This window comes from Kitasatospora sp. NPDC004272, from assembly GCF_053603035.1.
Window position 1 is genome coordinate 1 of sequence record NZ_JBSGET010000114.1, and the last position, 20,521, is coordinate 20,521.

Below are 20,521 nucleotides of genomic sequence, written 5' to 3' on the forward strand. Positions count from 1 at the left end.
GCTTGAGCAGTTCGAAGATCCGGGCGGCGGTGTCCGGCACCTCGGGCTGCCCCCGCTCGGCGCCGGCCGCCACCCCGCCGGGCGCGCCCTGCTCTCCTGGCTGGAGGACGCCCGCGCCCCCCGGCTGTGCCGCCTCACCGGCTCCTCCGGCAGCGGCCGCACCCACCTGCTGACCTGGCTCGCCGCCGCCTGCCCGCCCGACCACCCGCGCCCCGGCCGCCGGGTGCACGCCCTGCTGGACGCCGAGGGCCTGACGGTCCGCTCGGCCACCGCCCGGCTCGCCGACCTGCTCGGCCTCACCGCCGCGGAGCCCGCCGAACTGCTCGAAGCGCTCCAGGACGGCACCCCCCGCACCATCGCGGTCACCGACCTCGACCGGGCCGGCAGCCCCCGGCTGCCCGACCTGCCCGAGCGCCTCGCCCGCGAGCTCCTCGTCCCGCTGCTGTCCGTGCCCTGGCTGCTGCTGGTCGTCGAGGCCGCCGACGGCCCCGCCGCCGACGCGCTGACCGCCGCCGCCCCCACCGGCGCCGTCCTCGACCTCGACCAGCCGCAGTGGACCGACCCCGGCAAGTACGCCGCCTGGTGCGCCGGGCTCACCGGCCACCCCGTCGACCCGGCCGCCACCCACCCCAGCCCCGGCCTGGCCCAGCTCGCCGCCCGCACCCCCGACGCCGCCCCCGACCCGGCCCGGCCGCCCGCCGAACGCGCCGCCGCCCTCGCCGCCGCCTGGTGGAAGGCCGTCCCCGACGCGGAGCGCGCCGCGCTCGCCGCGCTGGCCGCCGCCGAGGGCCCGATCAGCACCGAGCTGTGGGCCTCGCTGCCCGGCGCCGACGGCCCCGCGGTCGCCGCCGCCGCCGACCTGCTGCCGCCGCCCCCGGTCGCCGACCGCTGGCGGCTGCGCCCCCAGCAGCTCGCCGACCTGGTCACCGCCGACAGTCCGCCGGTCGACCACGCCGCCGTCATGTGGGGGGTGGCCGCCGGCATCCCCGCCCGCCCCGACGGCGGCCCCGACCTCGCCGCCAGCGACCCCGAACGGCTCGCCCTGCTGGTCCGGCACGCCGTCGCCGAGGACCCGGGCACCCCGATGCTGGCCGAGATCGACCTGCTGCTGCACGCCGAACCCGCCACCGTCACCGCCGCGTTCCAGCTCGCCGAGGACGCCGGGGCGCCGCCCACCCCGCTCGCCGAAGCCTGGCGCCGGGCCGCCCCCGACCGGGCCGCCACCGCGCACCCCGCCGACCGGGCCGCCGTCCTGCACGCCCACCTCACCGGCCGCCAGGACGAGGCCGCCGCGCACTGCGCCGAACTCGCCCGGCGCACCGACACCCGCTGGCGCGCCGTCTGGCAGCACGTCCCCGACCGGGGCCCGTGCGCCGCCACCCAGGGCCTCGGCCCGTTCGCGGGCCAACTGCTGCTCGCCGACGGCGCCGGGCTGCACCTCGCCGACCCGGCCACCGGACGGCTCCTCGGCGCCCCCGAACCGCTGGCCGAACCCCACCCGCGGGCCCTGACCGCCACCCCGTTCGGCGGCGCCCTGCTGCTCAACGCCTCCGGCCGGCTGCGCTCGCTCGGCGTGCGCGGCGCCGAGGGCGTCCCGGACGGCGCGCTGGCCGCCCTGGACGCCTGCACCGCCGTCGCCGCCCACGAGGACGTCATGGTGTTCGGCCGCCCCGACGGCCTGATCACCTACAGCGAGGTCTCCACCGGCACCGCCCACCAGCCCGAACGCCCGCTGCACGAGGGCCCGGTCACCGCCCTCGACGTGGCCCCCGCCGACGGCGGCAGCCTGGTCGCCAGCGGCGGCGAGGACGGCCGGGTCTGGACCTGGATGCCCGGCCGTCCGCCGCTGCCCGCCCCCGTCGACCAGCGCCCCCGCCCGGTCACCGCCGTCGCCCTCGGCAACACCCCCGCCGGGCTGCTGCTCGCCGCCGCCTGGTCCGACGGCCTGCTCCGGCTGCGCCGCTGGGGCGAGCGGCACCGGGGTGCCGACATCCGCCTCGGCTCGGCGGTCCGCACCCTGGCGGTCACCCCCGACGGCCTGGTCGTCGCCGCCCTGCCCGGCTCGGTGCTCGCCCTGACCCTGGTCGGTTGAGCGGCCGGCCCGGCCGTGTTGAAAGTTGACGGCATCGCCGAGAACTTCAACGAAAGACCGGGTCATTCACCATTTCCGGTTGGTTCCTGATCGAGTTTGAGCAGTGGAAGGACATTGGGCGTCAATGAAGCCGCCGGTCCTTCCCCCTCAACGGATGAATCCTCCTGCGATGCCGCTGAACGCGAACATCGTGAACCGCGAACCAAGTCCGACCGGAAACGAGAAATCGATGTCTGAACACCGTGACGGGGTCGACCACGTGGAGAGGGAGTGCGCCGCCCTCGCCGGGCTGCCCGCGGCCCAGCGGCTGGCCGAACTGGAGAAGCTCTGCCGCCGCACCGAACGGACCCTCGGCCGGGCCGTCCTCGACACCGCCGCCGAGGTCTACGAGCAGGGCCACGACAGCGACCTGCACCGCTCCCCGTACGCCTACGGATACCTGCGCCGCAGCCTCGGCTTCCGCGCCGAACACCGAACGGACGGCTGACCGTTGTACACCTACATGTGCCGCACCCGCTGGGGCGACATGGACGCCTTCGGCCACGTCAACAACCTCAAGGTGCTCCAGTACGTCCAGGAAGCGGTCTACTGCCTGCTGTACGACGACACCGAGGGCCAGGACCTCTTCGAGGACGGGTTCATGATCGCCCGCCACGAGATCGACTACCGCTCCCCGCTCTACCACTGCCCCACCCCGCTGCCGGTGCAGATCTGGGTGGAGCGCCTCGGCCGGTCCTCGATCAGCACCACCTGCGAGGCCCGTCGGCGCGGGCAGATGGTGTTCCAGGCCCGGACGGTCACCGTGCCGACCGACGCCGCGACCCGGCGCAGCCGCCCGCTGCGCGAGGTCGAACGCCAGCACCTCAACCGCTACCGGGTCCGCCCCACCGGCCCCGTCGCCCCCGTCGCCCCCGTCGGCCGTGTCCCCGTGCGCTCCACCGGCCGGATCAGGGTCCCCGCCCTCGGCGAGCGCGAGCGCGACTACGAGCACGAGTACGGGCGCGAGCGCGCCTGCTGAGCCCGCCCGCCGGGCACCCGTCCCGGACGCTCCACGGGAACACCCTCCCCGCCCCGGGGAGGAGCACCGCCGGCCCCGGCCCGGGTACCCCACCCGGCCCCGGGGCCGGCCCCGTTCCGGCCCGCCGCCACCCCCACCGCCACCCCGCCCGCACCGCGCCGACCAGCGGTTTCAACACCGCGACGACTTCAACCGGAGCCCTCCGCCCGCTCCCGCGCGCCGGGCCGCGCCACCCCGATACTGCTGCCGGGAGACCGGGGAACCCGGCGGCGCGGCGGCACCGCGTCCACCGGGACGGTCGCCCGTGCCCTGGTACGTCGTCCGGGCGGCCCCGCGCGCCCGCGAAGCGGAAAGAAACCCATGCCCAACCCCTGCCCGTCCGGCCCGCCCCGCACCTCCGGCCCCGCCGGCTCCGGCACCACCCCCGCGCCCGGCACGAGACCCGCCGCCACCCCTGCGGTCACCGCCGCCACCGCCGTCACCGCCGTCACCGCCGTCACCGCCGGCGCCGCGAAGCCGGGCACCGCCACCGCGAAGCCGCGCACCGTCGCCGTCACCCACCGGCAGGGCAGCCGCGTCCTGACCCGGGCCGACGTCACCGGTGGCGGCGGCGAGGTGCTCGCCGCCGCCACCGCGCTGATCCTGATCCGCCCCGTCCCGGCGGGCCCCGACGCGGGCCCGGAAGCCGGGCCCGTCAGCTGACCGGCCCGGTGGGGCCGGGCCCGGCCGGGTCCGGCCCCACCGGGAGCGGGGCAGCCGGGGGCGGGGCGGCCCCGCCGGGCGGAACGCCAACCGCCGTGCGCCGCACGGCTCCCGGCTCCGGGGGCGGCTCCGGGACCGGCTCCGTAACCGGGCCCCGGACCTGCGGGGGAACGGGTCGGATCAGCGGGTAGTACGAGGGATCGTTCATGGCCCCAATTGATCACCGCCGCCCCCGCCCGCCAAGCACCCCGCCCGTACGGCTCACCCCGCCGCCGGGCCGCGCCCCCGCCTGCCCGCGCCACCTGCGCCACCCGCGCGAGCCCCGCCCGGACTCTCCCGTCCGGGGCGCCGACCCGTCCGGACCCGCCCGGGGGTCAGCCGCCCAGCCGGGTGAACCGCCCCTCCAGCCGCGACAGTTGCAGCGCCGTCGCCGGGGACCGCAGCGCGTCCTGCCGCTCCCGGAAGTTCGCGTACGCCCGCCGGGCCTGGTGGATGTTCCCCGAGTCCAGCTCCAGGTGCGCCAGTTGCAGCAGCGAGACCCCGATCGTCCGGTGCTCGCCCGGCGGCCGGGCCCGCAGCGAGGCCCGCAGGTAGGACAGCGACAACTCGGTGGCCCGCAGCGAGCGGTGCACCTGCGCGGCCTGGTACAGCAGGGCCGGCTCCGGGTACCGCTGCGGGCCGCCCTCCGCGGCCGCCCGCCCCGCCCAGTGCTGCGCCCCTTCCAGGTGCTTCAGGGCCGGCCCGGACCGGCCCAGCAGCCGGGCCGCCGCCACCGCCTGCTGGGCCAGCACGAACGCCCGCACGCCCGGCGCCGCGTCCGGCGGCAGGTGCTCGGCGGCCGCGTCCGCCAGCCGGGCCGCGTACGCCTGGTGCCCGAGCGCCCCGGCCTGGGTGCTCTGGTCGCGCAGCGCCATCGCCTGGGCCGGGCCGTCCTGCGCCTCGGCCGCGAGCTGGTACGCCAGCCGGTAGTGCCGCTGGGCCTCGCCGTGCCGGTTGTCGTCGGTGTACGTCCGCCCGACCAGGCGGACCAACTGGGCGGCCGCGACCAGGAGTTCGCGGTGCCGGGGCCCGCCGGCCGGGGACTTCGCCCAGGGCAGCACGTGGTCGCGCAGGTAGCCCAGCAGCAGGCCCCGGGCGATCGCCCCGCCGTACCCGTCGTAGTGCCGGGCACCGAACGCCGTCATCTCCCGCACCGCCTCCACCTGCCGCGCCCCCACCCGCTCCGGCCCGGCGCGGCGGGCGACCGGGACCGGCGGCGGACGGTGCGCGGAATCCGCCGCGGCCCCGGGTTTCACCGGCGGACGGGGGGAGGGCAGCATCCGGATCTGGAACAGCGGAGGCTGAAACGTTTCGTCCTGCGGCTCGTCGGAATTCGGCCAGGAATGCAGCCGGCGCAGCCCGGTCAGGGCGTCCGCCGGATCCCGCTCGGGCTCCTCCGCCAGGGAGGGGTCGGCGGGTTGCAGGCCCAGCTCGCCGCGCGAGACCGGGCGGCCCAGCCGCCGGGCGAACGCCTCCTCCAGCAACTGCGGCCCCGGCGGTCGGGGCTGGGTGCCGGACAGCCAGTGCGCCACCGTCGTCCGGTCGTAGCCCACGCTGAAGCCGCTCTCCCGCGCCACCTTCTGCAGCGCGGCCGCCAGCGCGGGGCCGTTCCACCCGGCCTCCGCCATGCAGCCGCGCAGCGCGCTGTTCGGACCACGGGTGTGCGGCATCGACAACTCCTCGCGCGGACCACTTAAGGGGTTGGCCTCAGAATAACGGGCGCCGCCGACGGCGAATACCGATTTCCGCCAAGCGCGGAATGTTCAACGCGCGGGAACGGGAACCGACACTGCGCCGCGGATCTTCGTTCGGTGGCGAAGGAGTGATTCCCGGGCGCCTGGGGGGAGTTCCGGCCCCCGCGGAATACGATGACCGGACCGGAATACGATCACCCGCCCCGGCCGCCCTATTCGAACTTCTCTGCGCCCCCCGCCTCCTCCAGCATCCGCCGCAGCAGGCCCTCGGTGTCCAGGAACCGGTGCTCGCCGCCGGACGGGACCAGGCGGTGGGTCAGCTCAAGGAAGCCGCGGACCGGTTCGGCCGGGGTGCGCAGCACCGCGGTCTGGCCGGGCGTGCTCAGCGCGATCGCCAGCAGGTCCCCGTCCGCGGTCGAGCGGCGGATCGTCACGTCCCCGACCCCGGCCCACCCCTCCAGCCCGTCCACCAGCAGCTCCCGGGCGAACAGCCAGGTGATCGGCTCCTCCAGGTCCACGTGGCAGTCCAGGTGCACGGCGTACGGGTCGGCCCGGTGGTAGCGCAGCCGGGCGGGCACCGAGACCCGCAGCCCCGGGCACGGCGAGACCATCACGTCCAGCAGCAGCACGCAGTCCGGCTCGCCGTTGCGCCGCAGCCACGCGCGCGGGGTGTTCTGCTGGCTCACCGGGCCTCCCTCGGGCGCACGACGGACGGGACGACGGACGGGACGGCGGACAGGGCGGGTGCGGGGTCGGGCGCGGGGCCGGGGCTGGGGCCGGGATCGGCGGCCGGGGGAGCCGGGGCGGCCACGGCGGCCACGGGGTTCGCGGGGTTCGCGGTCTCCGGGGCCGGTCCGGGGTCGGGCGGCGGCGGGGAGAGGTGCTCCCGCACGGCGGCCGGGTGGGCGGAGAACCGGGGCGGGGCGACCAGCCGGGACCACTCGTGGTCCCGGCGACCGGGCACGGTACGTCCGGACTGGTGCCAGAGGGTCACCAGCCGTGCGTAGATGGGGGCTTGCTGAATCGTTTCGTCGCGGACGCCCATCGGGGCCCAGGGGTCGGCACTCACGTCCGGGGATAACGACCGAACCCGGGGGCGGTCACGGCGTTCGTCCGACCGCCGGGCCGGACGGGTGCGATCCCGCCGCCGCCGGGGCCCGAACGGCCCGCGCCGACCCGTCCCACTCGTCCCACTCGTCCGGGTCGGTCGGGCGGTTGGGACGGTTGGGGAGGTACGGGCCGTCCGGGCGGGTCGGGCCGCCGACGGGGCGTCAGGCCCCGGCGGGGGCGGTCGTCGCGGCCAGCGCCCGGGCCCGGTCGAAGGCGCGCACCGGGTTGGGGGCGGACGCCCAGGGCTGCGCGCCGCACCACGGGCCGATCAGCCGGAACTGCTCCAACGCCAGCGCGGGCTGCCGCGACAGCAGGGCGAAGTGCGCCAGCAGGTGCCGCAGCAGCGGCACCTGGTCGTTCGGCTCCGCGACCCCGTCCAGCGCCGCCGCCACCCGGGACAGCAGCTGCCGGTACCGGCGGCCGGCGGGCAGCCGGCCCGGGCCGTGCCGCGACTCCAGTTCGCTGAGCGCCTGCAGGTACAGCCCGGGCAGCGGCGACCCGGCCGGGGCCCCGTGCACCGCGCGCACCGCGAAGCGCAGCATCAGCGCGTCGCTGCCGTGCCACTTGGCGCACCAGTACTGCATCGCCTGCCAGTGCCCGCCGACGTGGTGCGGCGCCCGGGCCACCACTTCCGCCCACAGCGCCCGGAACTCGCGCCGCGGCACCCGCATCCCGCGCGCCGCGGTGATCATCACCACCCACGGCCCGGGGTCGCGCCCGTCCGACTCGGCCGCCCGGCGGGCCAGTTCGTACGCCGCGGGCAGCTGGGTGCGGAACGCGGCCATCCGCTCCGGCGCGACCTGCGCGGCGAAACCACTGCCGCGCGCCTCCCAGGCCCGCTGCACCAGCAGCCGGGCCCGGACGGTGGCGGCCGCGCACGGTGCCGTCCCGGCCGCCTCCCAGTCGGTCAGCCACCCGTCCCGCTCGGCCGCCACCCGGGTCAGGAAGTCCAGCCGGGACCAGCGCTCGTCCCAGTCCGCGCCCGCCGCCGCCACGTACGCCTCGGCGGCCCGCCAGCCGCCCGCCAGGCAGGAGTCGGCCAGCGCCTCCAGCTCCTTGCGCCGCAGCAGCCGCATCGGCGGCCCGGCCCGCTCCGGGTCCAGCTGCGCCGAGGGCACCAGCCCGTACGCGGCCGGATCGAACCCGGCGACCTCCGCCACCCCGGGCACCGGCCGGCCGCCGCGGCCGTCCCGCCGCCGGGTCAACAGCACGATCAGCGCGGCGAGTCCGAACACCAGAACGGGGGTCATGTCGAGAATGATCTCCCACTCCCGTCCCGCCCCGGCAGCCCGGTCCCCGACCCGGTGCGCAGGCCGGTGGCCGGGGGCGCGATCAGGCCGGCGGTCAGGCTGCCGCTGTACGTCGCGTCGTCGATCTTCGCGCCATCCGGGGCCTCGCCCGGGCCCGCCGCCCGTTCGGTGGCGAGGTGCGCCGCAGCCCAGGAGGCGGGGTGCGAGGGGGCCCCGAGCGGGCCGATCGCGTTGTTGACCCGGGACCAGGCGGATGCCAGTTCGGGAGCGGAGTCGTTCACGGCGGGCCAGTCTGCCGCGGGCCCCCGACACGGCCGCGCTCGGCCGCGCTCGGCCGCGCTCGGCGGCGCTCGGGGCGGTGCGGCCGGGCCGCCCACTAGGATCGGCCGAATGCCCACCGACACGCCCCCCGCCGTCCTGGTCCTCCCGTACGACCCCGCCTGGCCGCTGCGGGCGGCCGAACTCACGGCCGGGCTGCGGGCCGTGCTCGGACCGGCCGCGGTGCGGGTCGAGCACATCGGGAGCACCGCCGTTCCCGGGATGGCGGCCAAGCCGGTGTACGACGTGCAGATCGGCGTCACGGACCTGGCGGAGGCCGAACGGGACTTCGACGGGCCGCTCGCCGCGCTCGGGTTCCGCCGCTCGCCGCACCGGCACGACCACGTCCCGGCCGGGACGGACGACGACCCCGGGCGGTGGGTGAAGCGGCTCTGGCTGCGCCGCGACCCGGCCGCCGGGCCGGACTGCAACCTGCACGTGCGGCTGCTCGGCTCGCCCAACGAGCGCCTCGCGCTGCTGTTCCGCGACTGGTTCCGGGCCCACCCCGAGGCGGTGCCCGGCTACGCCGCGTTCAAGCGGACGCTGGCCGCCTCCGTCGCCGACCTCGACACCTACGCGGACGTCAAGGACCCGGTGGTGGACCTGGTCGTCGCCCTCGCCGAACCCTGGGCCACCGCCACCGGCTGGGCCCCGTAAGCGGATTGAGGCCGGTGCGCGGGCCGGACGGCCGGAAAACCGTTCGCGGCCGGGCCCGGGGTCGGGCACCCTCGTCGCTCGTGACCGACACCGAAGGCACCGGCTGGTCCTACTCCCCGCCCGGCACCCTGCTCGGCGCGCTCGAACGCGGCCGCGGACTGGGGTGGGCGTACGCCATGGCCGACCGCGAGGCCGGGGCCGCGGCGGTGCTCGACTGCCTGCGGCGGGACACCCGGTGGGACTGGGGCGTTGACGAGCGCGGGGACTACCACGCCTACCTGATAAGGGAGTTGGGCGTTCCGATCGATCCGCTGCTGGAGCTGCTCGACGGCCCCGACGAGGAAGGCTCCGAGCGGGCCCGGGAGGCGCTGGCCCCGCTCGCCCTGCTGGGTTCCGACCCGGCCCGGGAGGCGCTGCGCCGGCACGTGCGGGAGGGCGAGTGGTGGCAGGAGACGCTGTCCGTCCTGGCGGACAACTGGCCGGCCCACTGGTGGGAGGACCTGGGGCCGGACGCGGCGCGCCGCCTCGGCGGGGAGCGGCCCGCGCACTGGAGGTCCGAACCCTGGCTCAGCTGGCGGGAGTTGCTGCCCGCCCGGGAGGCCGCGCCGCCGGCCCGGCGGGAGCTGCGGATCACGCCCCGCACCGACCGGCTGCTCGCCGCGCTGGCCGATCCGGACACCCCGTACCGCGAGCGCGACGAAGCCGTGCGGATCCTGGCCGAGCGCCCCGCCGTCCCGGTCGAACTTCTATCGCTGGTAACGGAGTTGACGACCGGCGGGCGCGACGGCTTCGGGGTGCGGGGGCTGGGCGGCGTTGGCCGCGCGGTGCGGCGGCTCGGCCCGCTCGCGGTCGGCCCGGCCCGGGAGTGGGCCACCGACGACCGCGGCTGGCTGCGCCGGCTGGGCGTCCGGGTACTCGCCGAGCACGGGGACGCCGACGATGTGCCGCGACTGGTGGCCGAGTTGGCGGACCAGTGGGAGGAGCGCGCGTGGTGCGGACCGAAGACCGCGGCCGACGGCCTGGCCCGGTTCGGCCCGGCCGCCGCGGAGGCCGCCCCGCTGCTGCGCCGGTTCTGGCAGCTCACCCCGCACAGCTACGAACGCCCGTCCTACCTCAAGGCGTTGCACGCGATCGACCCGGGCGCGGCGGCCCCGCTGCTGGGCGAATCGCTCTGGGACTGCGAGCGAGACGCCCGGCTGTACGCCGTCCGGCACGTCCCCCTGGACGGCCGACTGGCCGTCCGGCTGGCCGAGTTGCGCGACAGCCCGGGGGAGTACGACGAGTTGCGGGAGGTCGCGGCCGGGCGGCTGGGCTGAGGGCGTGAACGCCGAAGGCAGCCGCGGTCGGGGCCGGGGCCGAGGCTGCCTCGGGTGGGGGTCGGCGGGTCAGAACCGGGTGCTGAGGGTGACGCCGGAGAGGTCGGTGACCGCGTACAGGCTCAGGTAGCGGTAGCCGGTCGTGGGGTTGGTGACCGTGAGGGTCTGGGCGGTGCCCTGGAGGGTGGAGGAGGCGGTGAAGGCGCTCGGCGAGGCCCAGGTGTCCTCGTTGTAGTACAGGTGCGCGGTGCCGGTGCCGCCGTTGGCGGTGATCTTCAGGGTGCTGGTGCCGGCGGGCAGGTAGACGTACAGGTAGGCGAGATTGCCGGCGGTGGCGGTGGCGGTGGCGGCGAGGCCGGGGACGGGGGCGGAGACGGGGCGGCCGGACGGCTCAGGTGCGCGGCGGCCGGAACGTCCGCCCGGCCCAGCTGTGCAGGTGGGGGGCCTCGGCGGCGAGCTCCCGGTACGCGGCGGCGGCCGCCCCGAACAGCGTGTCCGCCAGGCCCGGGCCGATCGTGGCGCGCCGCCACAGCAGCACGTGCCGCAGCCACAGCGGCGCCCCCAGCAGCGGCTTGACCGCGACGCCCGGTACCGGCGGGGTGCTGCCCGGCACCAGGGCCGCGCCCAGTCCGGCGGCCACCAGGTCGAGCACCTCCCGCCGCCCGCACGGTAGTTCGCGCACCCCGGCCGGGGCGAACGCGGCCGCCTCGCAGGCCGCCCGGAACAGCGCGGGCCAGGGCGCGCCGTCGCCGGCGGGCAGCAGCCAGGTCTCGCCGCCCAGGTCGGCCGGCGCGGGTTCGACGTGGTGCCGCAGCGGGTGTCCGGCGGGCAGCGCGACGAACACCGGCTCGGTGGCGACGGCGCGCGCCGCCAGGGCGGGGGTCGCGCGCAGCCCCGAGCCGGGGTGGTCGAGCAGCAGCGCCAGGTCGAAGGGCGCCCCGGCGTCCGGCTGCGGGGTCGGAGCCGGGTCTTGGGGCTGGGTCGGGTCTTGGGGCGGGGTCGGGCTCGGGGGCGGTGCGGGGCTCCGGTGCGGGGCCAGGGCGAAGCGCAGTTCCGGCCTGAGCTGTCGCACCCGGGACAGGGTGCCGGGGAGCAGGACCGGGCAGTCGGCGGCCAGTCGCAGTTCGCGGTGCGGGCGCTCGCCGTCCGGCACGGCGGCCTGACCCAGCCGGTCGACCCGGGAGAGCACCTCGCGGGCGGCCGCCAGCACCTCGGCGCCGAAGGTGGTGGGCACCACGCCGGCCGCCGTCCGGTCGAACACCACCGCACCCAAGTAGTTTTCGATGCGCCGCAGTTGGGTGCTGATCGCGGGCTGGGAGGCGCCGATCGCGGCTGCCGCCCGCCCCACGCTGCCACTGTCGGCGATCGCACAGAGCACCCGCAGGTGTCGCAGTTCGAGATCCACGGCCGGCCCTCCTCGCGTGCGGGCGGCCCCGCCTCGGCGGTGGCATCGGTTTATGCAATGTCACACGCAACATGTCAGATGGTTTCGCTCACCTTCGCTTCCCGGCAGTGCCGCGTCAAGTCCCCGGACGGTGGGAAATGCCCGGACGGCGGACCCGCCGCCGTCCAGGGAGCGGTCAGGCGGACGGTGCACGGACCGTTCCGGTGGCGGTGGCGGTGGCGGCAGTCGCGGTACCGAGGTCGGGCGGGTTCGGCAGCGGGTGGCGCTGGTACCACTCGGTGCCCGCCATCCGGGCCCGGTCCGCCGGGGACGCGGCCGCCAGCCGTCCGGGCAGTGCGCCGCGCTCCACCTCCGAGCGGTGCGCGAACACCGCCGCCAGCTTGCGCTCCAGCCACGGCGAGACGTCCAGCGCCTCCGCGTCCCCGTCCGGCACCGTGAGCGCCGCCCGCCCCGGCCGCAGCAGCAGCGGGGCCAGCTCCCGGGCCGCCCCGGCCGGGTGGGTCGCCAGCAGCAGCCGCCGCACCCGGACCGGCTCGCCCAGCTCCGGGTGGTGGTCCGGCCGGGCGGCGGCGCGCACCGCGCGCACCGTCAGTTCGTGGGTCCGCCGGTGGTCCGGGTGCCCGGTCATCCCGCCGTGCGCGTCGTGGGTCACCACCCAGTGCGGCCGGAAGGCGCGCAGCTCGGCGACCAGCCGCCGCACCGCCTGCTCCACCGGCGCGTCCAGCAGCCGGGCCGCACCGGGCGCGGACTCCGGCACCTTCGCGTCCGCGTAGCCCAGCAACCGGGGCGCCCTGGCCCCCAACTCGGCCAGCGCCCGCGCCAGTTCGGGAACCCGGTGGGTCCCCTCCGCCCAGGTCGCGGTCACCACGGCGGTCCGCGCCCCGGCCTCCGCGTGCCGGGCCAGCAGCCCGCCCGCCGCCAGCGACTCGTCGTCCGGGTGCGCGAACACGCCCAGCACGTCCGGCAGTTCCATTGCGCCTCCACCACTTCCGCGTACGGTTCCGTGAACTCCCCGCCACGCTAGTGCCGTGTCAGACGGCCTTTGCCGTCAAGGAGCGGCGGCCGGTGGTCTGACGCAGGTCACCCAGCGGTTGGCGGCGAGGGCGTCGTGGGGTTCGGGGCGGAGGGTGCCGGGGAAGTGGTCGAAGGGCGTGCGGACGGTGCAGGTCCAGCCGAGGGAGGTCAGGGCGGCGGCGCTGTCCGGGCGGGGACCGGGGGCGAACAGGGCCAGCAGGTCGATGCCGAGGCGTTCGCGGGCCGCCGCGTACACGGGCGCCGCCCGGACCGCGGGGGATTCCGGGGCGGCCTTGACCTCGTACGCGAGGGTGCTGCCCGGGGCGCTCAGGCCGTCCAGGGCCGCGGTGACGGCGAGTTCGCCCGCCGCCGGAAGGTACAGGAACAGGCCCTCGGCGAGCCAGGCCACCGGCTGGGACGGGTCGAGTCCGGCGCTGGTCAGCGCGCCCGTCCAGTCCTCCCGCAGGTCGACCGGGACGGTGCGGCGGTGGGCGCGCGGGGCGGCGCCGAGCCCGTCCAGGACCTGCTGCTTGAAGCGGAGCACGCCGGGGCGGTCGAGTTCCCACACGGTGGTGCCGGTCGGCCAGGGCAGCCGGTGGGCCCGGGTGTCCAGGCCGGCGCCGAGCAGTACCACCTGCCGGGTGCCGGCCGCCGTCACGGCGAGCAGGTGGTCGTCCAACACCCTTGTCCGCAGGGCGAAGTAGCTGGCGAGCCGCCCCCACAGCGGGTCGTCGGGGGAGACCTGCTCCGGGTCGAGGGGCCAGTCGGCGCAGCCCGGCGAGGCGCGGACGAAGTGCTCGGCGAACGGGTCGACGGCCAGCGCCCCGCTGCGCCGGGCCTCCAGTGCGCGGGCGTTGGCGACCAGCAGGGCGGTCCGGCCGACGCCCGCCTCCACCCCGGGGGTGTCGAGGGCGGTCACCGCTGCCCCGCCGTGCTCTCGTCCCCGTCGAACGCCGCTGTGGTGAAGGGGAGTTGGTCGAGTTCGGCGATCCGGGCGCCGTACACCCGGGACATGAAGCGCAGGATGTCGGCGTCGGCCAGGTGCAGGGCGGTGGTGCAGTCGCGCAGCACGGTGAGGTGGAACCCGCGCTGGAAGGCGGTACGGGCGGTGGAGTCCACGCAGACGTCGGTGAACAGGCCCGCCAGGACGAGGTGGTGGATGCCGCGACGGCGCAGGTGGGGTTCGAGGTCCGGGTCCTGGAAGGCGTCGAAGCAGGCGCGTTTGGTGAACACCGCCTCGTCCGGCCGGGGTCGGACGCCGTGGAACTCGGCGCCCCAACTGCCCTCCAGGCACTTGGGGCGCTTGCCGAGCCGGGCGTCCCGGCGCCGCCAGGCCGGGCCCTGGTGGGCGTGGTCGCCGAGGAAGCGGACGAACAGCACCTCGACCTCCGCCGCCCGGGCCAGTTCCACCGCCCGGACGCTGTTGGCGGTGGCCCGGGCGAGCAGGGCCGGGTCACCGGGGAAGCGCGCGGCCGCGACCTCGCCCGCGCAGAAGTCGTTCTGCAGGTCGACCAGGAGCAGTGCCGTGCCGGCGGCGCTCACCGGGAGGCCGCCGAGGCGCGTCCGGCCCGGTCCTGGCCCGGCACGGACGCTCCGGCGAGGGCGGCGAGCACGGCGTCCACCACCTCGGTGGTGGACGCCGTCCCGCCGAGGTCGGGGGTGCGGACGCCGCGGGCCTGCGCGGTGGCGATCGCGGCCTCGACGGCCGCCTCCGCACCCGGGCAGTCGGCGTGCCGCTCGGCGATCCGGGCGGCGGCCCGGATCGTGGCGACCGGGTTGACCAGGTCGCGTCCGGCCAGGTCGTCGGCCGAGCCGTGCACGGTCTGGTACTCGGTCAGTCCGGCCAGCGCCGGGTGCAGGTGGACGTTCTCGGCGCAGCAGTTCTCCTGCCGCTCCGAGCCGTACCGGTCGAGCAGGACGACGTGCATGATGTCCGCCCACTCGTTCCCGGCGACCAGCAGCGTGCGGTCCTCCGGGCCGTGCGCGATCAGGTTGCGGTTGACCGTGTCCGGCTGGAACGGGGCGACGTCCAGGCCGAGTTCGGCGGACAGTCCCGCCGACCAGCTGTCCAGCACCCCGTCCAGCAGGTGGTACTTGTACGCGAGCAGCACCCGGGCCGGGCCCTCGGGCCACGACTCCCGGGCCCGGCGCACCGCGTAGCGCACCACCTGCTCGGTGACGGCCCGGCTGAACTCCATGGTGCGCACCACCCGGTCGGAGGTGTGCCGGTTCTCGCCGGTGTAGAAGCCCTGCGCCTGGTCGCGGACCAGCAGCAGCCGGGCCGTCCCGGCGGTGAGGGACTCGACCTTGACGGAGGCCAGCCGCTGCCGCACCAGGTACAGCGACTGGGCGTTGATCGCGGTCCGGAACACCGCCCGCGCCCCCGCGGCCGCCTGCTCGCGGCAGAACCACTCGTAGTGCGCGGCGTCCTGCTCGGTCATCGCGGCGAACTCCGCGGTACTGGCGGTCTCGGCCCGCAGCGACACGTACGAGTGGTAGGTCCGCGGTGACCGTTCCACCCGGACCCGGGTGCCGTGCAGCCCGGTGACCCGGTCGAGCACCCGCTCGAAGACGGGGGCGAGGTCGGGGCCGGTGCCGCGGCCGACGGCGAGGGCGATGAGGGGAGCGGTCACTGCGGTACTCCTTGGACGCGGTGCGGTGCGGTGCGGTGCGGTGCGTGGGGGTGGGGGGTGCGTGGGGGGTGGGGGTGCGTGGGGGACGCGGGGGCGCGGTGCGTGGGGGGACGCGGGGGCGTGGTGTGGGGGTGCGGCGCGACGCGTGGCGGTGCGGCGCGGCGCGCCGCGGGCGGTGAGTGCGGTGGCGCCGCGGGGGTCAGGCCGGCTGCGGGAGCAGGCGGTCGCCGGGGATGCCGGACTTCTCGGGCGAGTAGTAGTCGCGGATGCCCTGGGCCCACACGGCGACGGTGATCCGGTCCTCGGCGTCCGGGCCGAAGGCGTCGAACAGGGCTTCGGAGTTGGCCGGCCGGAAGCCGATCGCGGTCATCAGGGCGAGGAACCGACCGCGCCCGATCAGGCCGTCCCCGTCCGGATCGCCGAGCGCGGCGAGCGCGTCGGCGAACTGGGACGCGGTGGCGCCGAACAGCTTCGGGTTCAGCACGAAGCCGTTGAACTCCTCGGGGCTGATCACCCCGTCGCCGTTGGTGTCCAAGGTCTCGGACAGCACTCGCCAGTAGTCGTCCAGGCTGTCGGCGAGCGCCTGCCGGTCGGCGGCGGGCGAGTCGGCGGCGACCTCCAGCACCCGTTCGGTCATCAGTTTGAAGTCGTCGGGGTCGAGCACCCCGTTGCCGTTGGCGTCGAACAGGGTGAACACCAGCGCGGCCCGCTGATCGGCCTCGTGCCCCATGAGACGGTCGTCCCTCCACTCGCGGCGGCCCGGCTCGGTGCGCGCGGGCCCGTCCGGGACCACTCTGCTGACGGACGGGCCCCGAGGTCGGGAATCCGGTGGTGCGTCACTCGCGGGAGTGACGGAGGGGCGCCGGTGGGCACCGGGTGCGGCGCGGGCCCGGTGGGGGCGGAGGGGTTCAGCGTGCGGGGCAGGTGCAGAGCGGGGCGAAGGCGCGGGTGACGGCGGTGGCGAGGTCGGCCGCGACGGTGGCGGGTGGGTCGCCGGCCAGGACGCGGCGGCGCAGTTCGCGCAGGGCGGCGCGGTGCAGGCCGGTGAGGGCGCCGGCCAGCAGGGGGGCGCCGGGGGAGGGCGGCAGGGCGGCGGCGAGGGCGGCTTCGGCGCGTTCGCCGATCTCGCGTTCGCGGGCGCGCAGGGCGGGGCTGGCCTCGACGGTGCGGAAGAAGTCGGCGGCGCCGGGGGCCAGGCCGATCGCCGGGTCGGTGCGGCGCAGGGCGGCGCACAGGTCGTCGCGGACGGCCGCGGCGGGGCAGCAGGCGGTGGGCGGGAGCGGGTCGACCAGGGCGGCGAGGTGCCGTTCGACCTCGTCCTGCCGGTCGTAGAACAGGTCCTCCTTGGTCGGGAAGTAGTTGAACACCGTGTTGGTGGAGACGCCCGCGTGCCGGGCGACCTCGGCGACGGTGACCCGGTCGAAGCCGTGCTCCAGGAACAGCGGGAGCGCGGCGTCCGCGATGGCGGTGCGGGTCTGCTGCTTCTTGGTCTCACGAAGGCCCATCCGCCCATCGTACGGAATGGTAGGGTCACTGAAAAATTGGTGTCACACCAAGATTTCCCCCGAGACCTTCCACGGACCACGAGGAGAGCGAAATGGCCCACCCGAAGCGGGAGTTCACCTTCGGCATCTACCCGGGCGGACTGCTCGGCGACGAGCACGGCCTGCTGCACCCCGTCCGCCCCGACGACCCGGCGCGGATCGCCGAGGCGCTCGACCTGCTGCAGGGCGCCGAGCCCCGCTTCCGGGTGCGGGTCTACCGCTCCTTCGCCGCCACCGTCCCCGCACCGCCGCAGACCCCCGACGGCTGGGAGGCGTACCTGGGACGGCCCGGGCGGCGGGTCGACCTGGTGCTCCAGTTCCGCGAACCCACCGGCTCGTTGGCGGGCTGGACCGCGTACGTCCGGGGCCAGGTGCGCGAACTCGGCGGCCGGCTCGGCTCGGTGCAGGTCTGCGAGGAGCCCAACGCCGACCTGCCGGTGCTGGACGGCAGCGTCCCGAACGTGCTGGCGGCGCTGGTGGCCGGGGTGGTCGCCGCCAAGGACGAGGTGCGCGCGCTCGGCCTGGACGCCACCGTCGGTTTCAACGCCGTCCCCAGCCCCGACCCGGGCGCCGCCTTCTGGCCCGAACTGGGCCGGCTCGCCGACGACCGCTTCCTGGACGCGCTCGACTACGTCGGCCTGGACTGCTTCCCGGACGTCTTCCGGCCCGTCCCCGCCGAGCGGCTCGCCGAGGCCACCGGCTGGCTGCTGGACACCTTCCGGCACACCGACCTGCCGAAGGCGGGCATCCCCGCCGGCGTCCCGATCCGGATCTGCGAGAACGGCTGGCCGACCGGCCCCGGCCGCTCCGAGGAGACCCAGGCGCGGGTCCTGGAGACGGTGGTCCGCACCGTCGCCGACCGGGCCGGGAGCCTCGGCATCGACGGCTACGCGCTGTTCGCGCTGCGCGACGCGGACAGCGCCGGGACGGGCCTGTTCCCGCACTTCGGGCTGCTGCGCGACGACCACACGCCCAAGCCCGCGTTCGACGCCTACCGCCGCCTGATCGCCGAGCTCGGCCCCGTCCTCGACCGCGACCGCCGGGCGGACGGGGTCAACTCCGTTGCTCAGTAGCCGAGTTCGGGGCAAGGTGATGTTGGTCACGCCCGCCGGTCGGCCGTCCGTGAACTGACGGAGCGTCAACTCCCCTGGTGGGGAAGGCCGGCGGCCGGGCGGGCCCCACCCGGTGTGGCCGCCGTCACGTCCGCCGGTCCGGTCCGGGGCGAACCACCGCTGGTCAGCGGGGGGACCGGCCCCGGGGCGGGGCGGCGGCGCTGGCTAGCATGGGGGCGCGACCAAGCTCGGCCAACCCTCACATCGGCCTGCCCTCAGCTCGGCCTACCCTCGAAAGTTGAATTGTGACTGTCAACGACGACGTGTTCACGGACTGGAAGAACCGCGAGGAACTCGCGGAGACGATGATCCCGATCATCGGGCGGCTGCACCGCGAGCGGGACGTCACCATCCTGCTGCACAGCCGTTCCCTGGTGAACAAGTCGGTGGTCAGCATCCTGAAGACGCACCGCTTCGCCCGCCAGATCGCCGGCGAGGAACTCTCGATCACCGAGACCTTCCCCTTCCTCCAGGCCCTCGCCGCCCTCGACCTCGGCCCGTCCCAGATCGACCTCGGCCTGCTCGCCGAGGCCCACCGCGCCGACGACCGGGGCCTGTCCCCGGCGGAGTTCACCGCCGAAGCGGTGGCGGGCGCGACCGGCGCCGACAAGCTGGAGCGCCAGGCCCCGCGCGACGTGGTCCTCTACGGCTTCGGCCGGATCGGCCGCCTGCTCGCCCGCCTGCTGGTCGAGAAGGCCGGCGGCCTGCGGCTGCGCGCCATCGTGGTCCGCAACGGCGGCGGCGACGACCTGGTCAAGCGCGCCTCGCTGCTGCGCCGCGACTCCATCCACGGCCAGTTCCAGGGCACCATCACCGTGGACGAGGCGACCAACACCATCGTCGCCAACGGCAACGCGATCCAGGTCATCTACTCCGACGACCCCGGCGAGGTGGACTACACCGCCTACGGGATCGACGACGCGATCCTGATCGACAACACCGGCCGCTGGCGCGACCGCGAGGGCCTCTCCAGGCACCTGCGCCCCGGCATCGCCAAGGTCGTGCTGACCGCCCCCGGCAAGGGCGACGTCCCGAACATCGTGCACGGCGTCAACCACGACACCGTCAAGCCGGACGAGCGGATCATCTCCTGCGCGTCCTGCACCACCAACGCGATCGTGCCGCCGCTGAAGGCGATGAACGACGCGTACGGCGTGCTGCGCGGCCACGTGGAGACCGTCCACTCGTTCACCAACGACCAGAACCTGCTGGACAACTACCACAAGGCCGACCGCCGGGGCCGCTCCGCGCCGCTCAACATGGTCATCACCGAGACCGGCGCCGCCTCCGCCGTCGCCAAGGCGCTCCCGGAGCTCCAGGCGAAGATCACCGGCAGCTCGATCCGCGTCCCGGTGCCGGACGTCTCGATCGCCATCCTCAACCTCCAGCTGGCGCGGGAGACCACCCGCGAGGAGGTCCTGGAGCACCTGCGGGACGTCTCGCTGACCTCCCCGCTCAAGCGGCAGATCGACTTCATCGACTCGCCCGACGCGGTCTCCAGCGACTTCATCGGCTCCCGGCACGCCTCGATCGTGGACGCGGGCGCGACCAAGGTCGAGGGCGACAACGCGATCCTCTACCTCTGGTACGACAACGAGTTCGGCTACTCCTGCCAGGTCGTCCGGGTCGTCCAGCACGTCTCCGGCGTCGAGTACCCGACCTACCCGGCCGCGACGCGCTGACGCGGCGGGCCCGGTGCGGTTCCGCGGGCCCCGGCCGGTCGGCCGGGGCCCGCGCCCTTTCCCGGTGCCGCCTCAACTCCCCTTCTCGGCCCGCTTCCTGGCGTAGGCGCGGGCCGCCCGGACGCGGTCCCCGCAGCGGGTCGAGCACCAGTGCCGGGACGCGTGGGTGCGGACGTAGAACCGGCTGCACGGGGCGCCGCCGCACCGGGTCAGCCGCTCGGCGTCCGGGCCGGTCAGCAGGTCGGCGGCGTCGGCGGCCAGCCGGGCCATCGCCCGGTCGGCGATCCGGTCCGCCGGGTGCGGCAGACTGCGGTGCAGGCCCCGCTCGGCGTCCCAGCGCAGCAGCGGCACCGACGGCGCCGCCGACAGTGCCTCGTTCACCGCCGCCAGTGCCCCCGGCGGCGCGGGCCGCCCCGCCACCCGGGCGTCCAGCAGCTCCCGCACCGCCCCCCGGAACACCCGCAGCCGCACCGCGCACGGCCCCAGCACCCGCCCCGCCTCCGGCGCGAGCCCGCGCTCCACCAGCCACCGGGACGCCGCCCCCGGCTCCCCCAACAGGTCCAGCCCCCCGCCCGGCAGGGTCAGCAGCGAATTGGCGAAGTCCAGCGCCGGGTACCGCTCGGCCCCCGGCACGGGCGGCGGCGGTGCGACGGGCGCGGCGGTCTCGGCGGGCTCGGCGGTCTCGACGGCGGAGGCGGTGGTGCGCTGGCTCATGCCCCTCATGGTAAAGCCAGCGGTTGCCCGTGAGGAGAGGCGTGCGGAAGGGGTGTTCAGCCGACCGCCGGCTCCAGGACGTACCGGCCTCGGCACGCGGTAGCGGGCGGACGCTGCTGCGGGTTGCGGGGTCCCAGCCGTCGCGGTAGTGCGCTTCGAGCCGCGTCTCGGTCATGTCCGTCGTCCCGTCCGTCCGTCGTTCCGGCTGCGCAGGCTAGCGG

General features: G+C 76.4%; 22 protein-coding genes. 8 read left to right on the top strand and 14 right to left on the bottom strand.

Annotation, left to right across the window (positions count from 1 at the left end):
- The 4 genes from ACWEO5_RS28440 to ACWEO5_RS28455 all read left to right on the top strand — a co-directional run.
- Positions 1-2,092: hypothetical protein (locus ACWEO5_RS28440; protein WP_452165064.1), on the top strand; the 2,092-nt coding region annotated here is incomplete at its 5' end.
- A 229-nt stretch (positions 2,093-2,321) separates the two neighbouring features.
- Positions 2,322-2,579 (top strand): hypothetical protein, encoded by a 258-nt coding sequence (locus tag ACWEO5_RS28445; protein ID WP_344553340.1) that lies wholly within the window; start codon positions 2,322-2,324, stop codon positions 2,577-2,579.
- 3 nt (positions 2,580-2,582) lie between these two features.
- On the top strand, positions 2,583-3,110 hold the full coding sequence (locus tag ACWEO5_RS28450; RefSeq protein WP_452165065.1) for an acyl-CoA thioesterase: 528 nt from the start codon (positions 2,583-2,585) through the stop codon (positions 3,108-3,110).
- A 360-nt stretch (positions 3,111-3,470) separates the two neighbouring features.
- Positions 3,471-3,812: a hypothetical protein gene (locus ACWEO5_RS28455; protein WP_452165066.1), complete on the top strand. Its 342-nt coding sequence runs from the start codon at positions 3,471-3,473 to the stop codon at positions 3,810-3,812.
- A 374-nt stretch (positions 3,813-4,186) separates the two neighbouring features.
- Here ACWEO5_RS28455 and ACWEO5_RS28460 read toward each other — a convergent pair whose 3' ends face one another.
- The 5 genes from ACWEO5_RS28460 to ACWEO5_RS28480 all read right to left on the bottom strand — a co-directional run bounded on the left by ACWEO5_RS28460 (position 4,187) and on the right by ACWEO5_RS28480 (position 8,186).
- Positions 4,187-5,521, bottom strand: coding sequence for a hypothetical protein (locus ACWEO5_RS28460; RefSeq protein ID WP_452165067.1), 1,335 nt, complete (start codon positions 5,519-5,521; stop codon positions 4,187-4,189).
- Between the two features lie 236 nt (positions 5,522-5,757).
- Positions 5,758-6,231 carry an SsgA family sporulation/cell division regulator gene (locus ACWEO5_RS28465; protein WP_452165068.1) on the bottom strand — a complete coding sequence of 158 codons (474 nt, stop codon included), beginning with the start codon at positions 6,229-6,231 and terminating at the stop codon, positions 5,758-5,760.
- Positions 6,228-6,539, bottom strand: coding sequence for a hypothetical protein (locus ACWEO5_RS28470; RefSeq protein WP_452165069.1), 312 nt, complete (start codon positions 6,537-6,539; stop codon positions 6,228-6,230). Before ACWEO5_RS28470 ends, ACWEO5_RS28465 begins: the two co-directional genes overlap by 4 nt.
- Before the next feature lie 277 nt (positions 6,540-6,816).
- Complete coding sequence (locus ACWEO5_RS28475) at positions 6,817-7,905, bottom strand: hypothetical protein (protein ID WP_452165070.1); 1,089 nt, start codon at positions 7,903-7,905, stop codon at positions 6,817-6,819.
- The gene (locus ACWEO5_RS28480) at positions 7,902-8,186 is read right to left on the bottom strand and encodes a hypothetical protein (protein ID WP_452165071.1); all 285 of its coding nucleotides are present in this window, start codon (positions 8,184-8,186) and stop codon (positions 7,902-7,904) included. Before ACWEO5_RS28480 ends, ACWEO5_RS28475 begins: the two co-directional genes overlap by 4 nt.
- A 109-nt stretch (positions 8,187-8,295) precedes the next feature.
- Between ACWEO5_RS28480 and ACWEO5_RS28485 the strand changes: the two genes are divergently transcribed.
- On the top strand, positions 8,296-8,880 hold the full coding sequence (locus ACWEO5_RS28485; RefSeq protein ID WP_452165072.1) for a GrpB family protein: 585 nt from the start codon (positions 8,296-8,298) through the stop codon (positions 8,878-8,880).
- Between the two features lie 80 nt (positions 8,881-8,960).
- The gene (locus ACWEO5_RS28490) at positions 8,961-10,196 is read left to right on the top strand and encodes a hypothetical protein (RefSeq protein WP_452165073.1); all 1,236 of its coding nucleotides are present in this window, start codon (positions 8,961-8,963) and stop codon (positions 10,194-10,196) included.
- A gap of 69 nt (positions 10,197-10,265) precedes the next feature.
- Here ACWEO5_RS28490 and ACWEO5_RS28495 read toward each other — a convergent pair whose 3' ends face one another.
- The 8 genes from ACWEO5_RS28495 to ACWEO5_RS28530 form a co-directional block, all read right to left on the bottom strand.
- Positions 10,266-10,508, bottom strand: a complete 243-nt coding sequence (locus ACWEO5_RS28495) for a PPC domain-containing protein (protein ID WP_452165089.1) — start codon at positions 10,506-10,508, stop codon at positions 10,266-10,268.
- A gap of 79 nt (positions 10,509-10,587) precedes the next feature.
- Positions 10,588-11,601 carry a LysR family transcriptional regulator gene (locus ACWEO5_RS28500; RefSeq protein WP_452165074.1) on the bottom strand — a complete coding sequence of 338 codons (1,014 nt, stop codon included), beginning with the start codon at positions 11,599-11,601 and terminating at the stop codon, positions 10,588-10,590.
- A gap of 175 nt (positions 11,602-11,776) precedes the next feature.
- Positions 11,777-12,574, bottom strand: a complete 798-nt coding sequence (locus tag ACWEO5_RS28505) for a PIG-L deacetylase family protein (protein ID WP_452165075.1) — start codon at positions 12,572-12,574, stop codon at positions 11,777-11,779.
- A 75-nt stretch (positions 12,575-12,649) separates the two neighbouring features.
- Positions 12,650-13,534 (bottom strand): SAM-dependent methyltransferase, encoded by an 885-nt coding sequence (locus ACWEO5_RS28510; protein WP_452165076.1) that lies wholly within the window; start codon positions 13,532-13,534, stop codon positions 12,650-12,652.
- Entirely contained in the window at positions 13,531-14,157 is a 627-nt protein-coding gene (locus ACWEO5_RS28515; RefSeq protein ID WP_452165077.1) for a cysteine hydrolase family protein, read from the bottom strand. Before ACWEO5_RS28515 ends, ACWEO5_RS28510 begins: the two co-directional genes overlap by 4 nt.
- Positions 14,154-15,248 (bottom strand): isocitrate/isopropylmalate family dehydrogenase, encoded by a 1,095-nt coding sequence (locus ACWEO5_RS28520; RefSeq protein ID WP_452165078.1) that lies wholly within the window; start codon positions 15,246-15,248, stop codon positions 14,154-14,156. Before ACWEO5_RS28520 ends, ACWEO5_RS28515 begins: the two co-directional genes overlap by 4 nt.
- Before the next feature lie 199 nt (positions 15,249-15,447).
- Positions 15,448-15,978, bottom strand: coding sequence for an EF-hand domain-containing protein (locus ACWEO5_RS28525; RefSeq protein WP_344553316.1), 531 nt, complete (start codon positions 15,976-15,978; stop codon positions 15,448-15,450).
- A 178-nt stretch (positions 15,979-16,156) separates the two neighbouring features.
- On the bottom strand, positions 16,157-16,753 hold the full coding sequence (locus tag ACWEO5_RS28530) for a TetR/AcrR family transcriptional regulator (RefSeq protein WP_452165079.1): 597 nt from the start codon (positions 16,751-16,753) through the stop codon (positions 16,157-16,159).
- A gap of 92 nt (positions 16,754-16,845) precedes the next feature.
- On the opposite strand from ACWEO5_RS28530, the gene ACWEO5_RS28535 reads away from it, so the two are divergent.
- Complete coding sequence (locus ACWEO5_RS28535; protein WP_452165080.1) at positions 16,846-17,865, top strand: hypothetical protein; 1,020 nt, start codon at positions 16,846-16,848, stop codon at positions 17,863-17,865.
- A 284-nt stretch (positions 17,866-18,149) separates the two neighbouring features.
- On the top strand, positions 18,150-19,586 hold the full coding sequence (locus ACWEO5_RS28540) for a glyceraldehyde-3-phosphate dehydrogenase (RefSeq protein WP_452165081.1): 1,437 nt from the start codon (positions 18,150-18,152) through the stop codon (positions 19,584-19,586).
- 72 nt (positions 19,587-19,658) lie between these two features.
- Here ACWEO5_RS28540 and ACWEO5_RS28545 read toward each other — a convergent pair whose 3' ends face one another.
- Positions 19,659-20,300 carry an ABATE domain-containing protein gene (locus tag ACWEO5_RS28545; RefSeq protein WP_452165082.1) on the bottom strand — a complete coding sequence of 214 codons (642 nt, stop codon included), beginning with the start codon at positions 20,298-20,300 and terminating at the stop codon, positions 19,659-19,661.
- Positions 20,301-20,521: the final 221 nt, after the last annotated feature.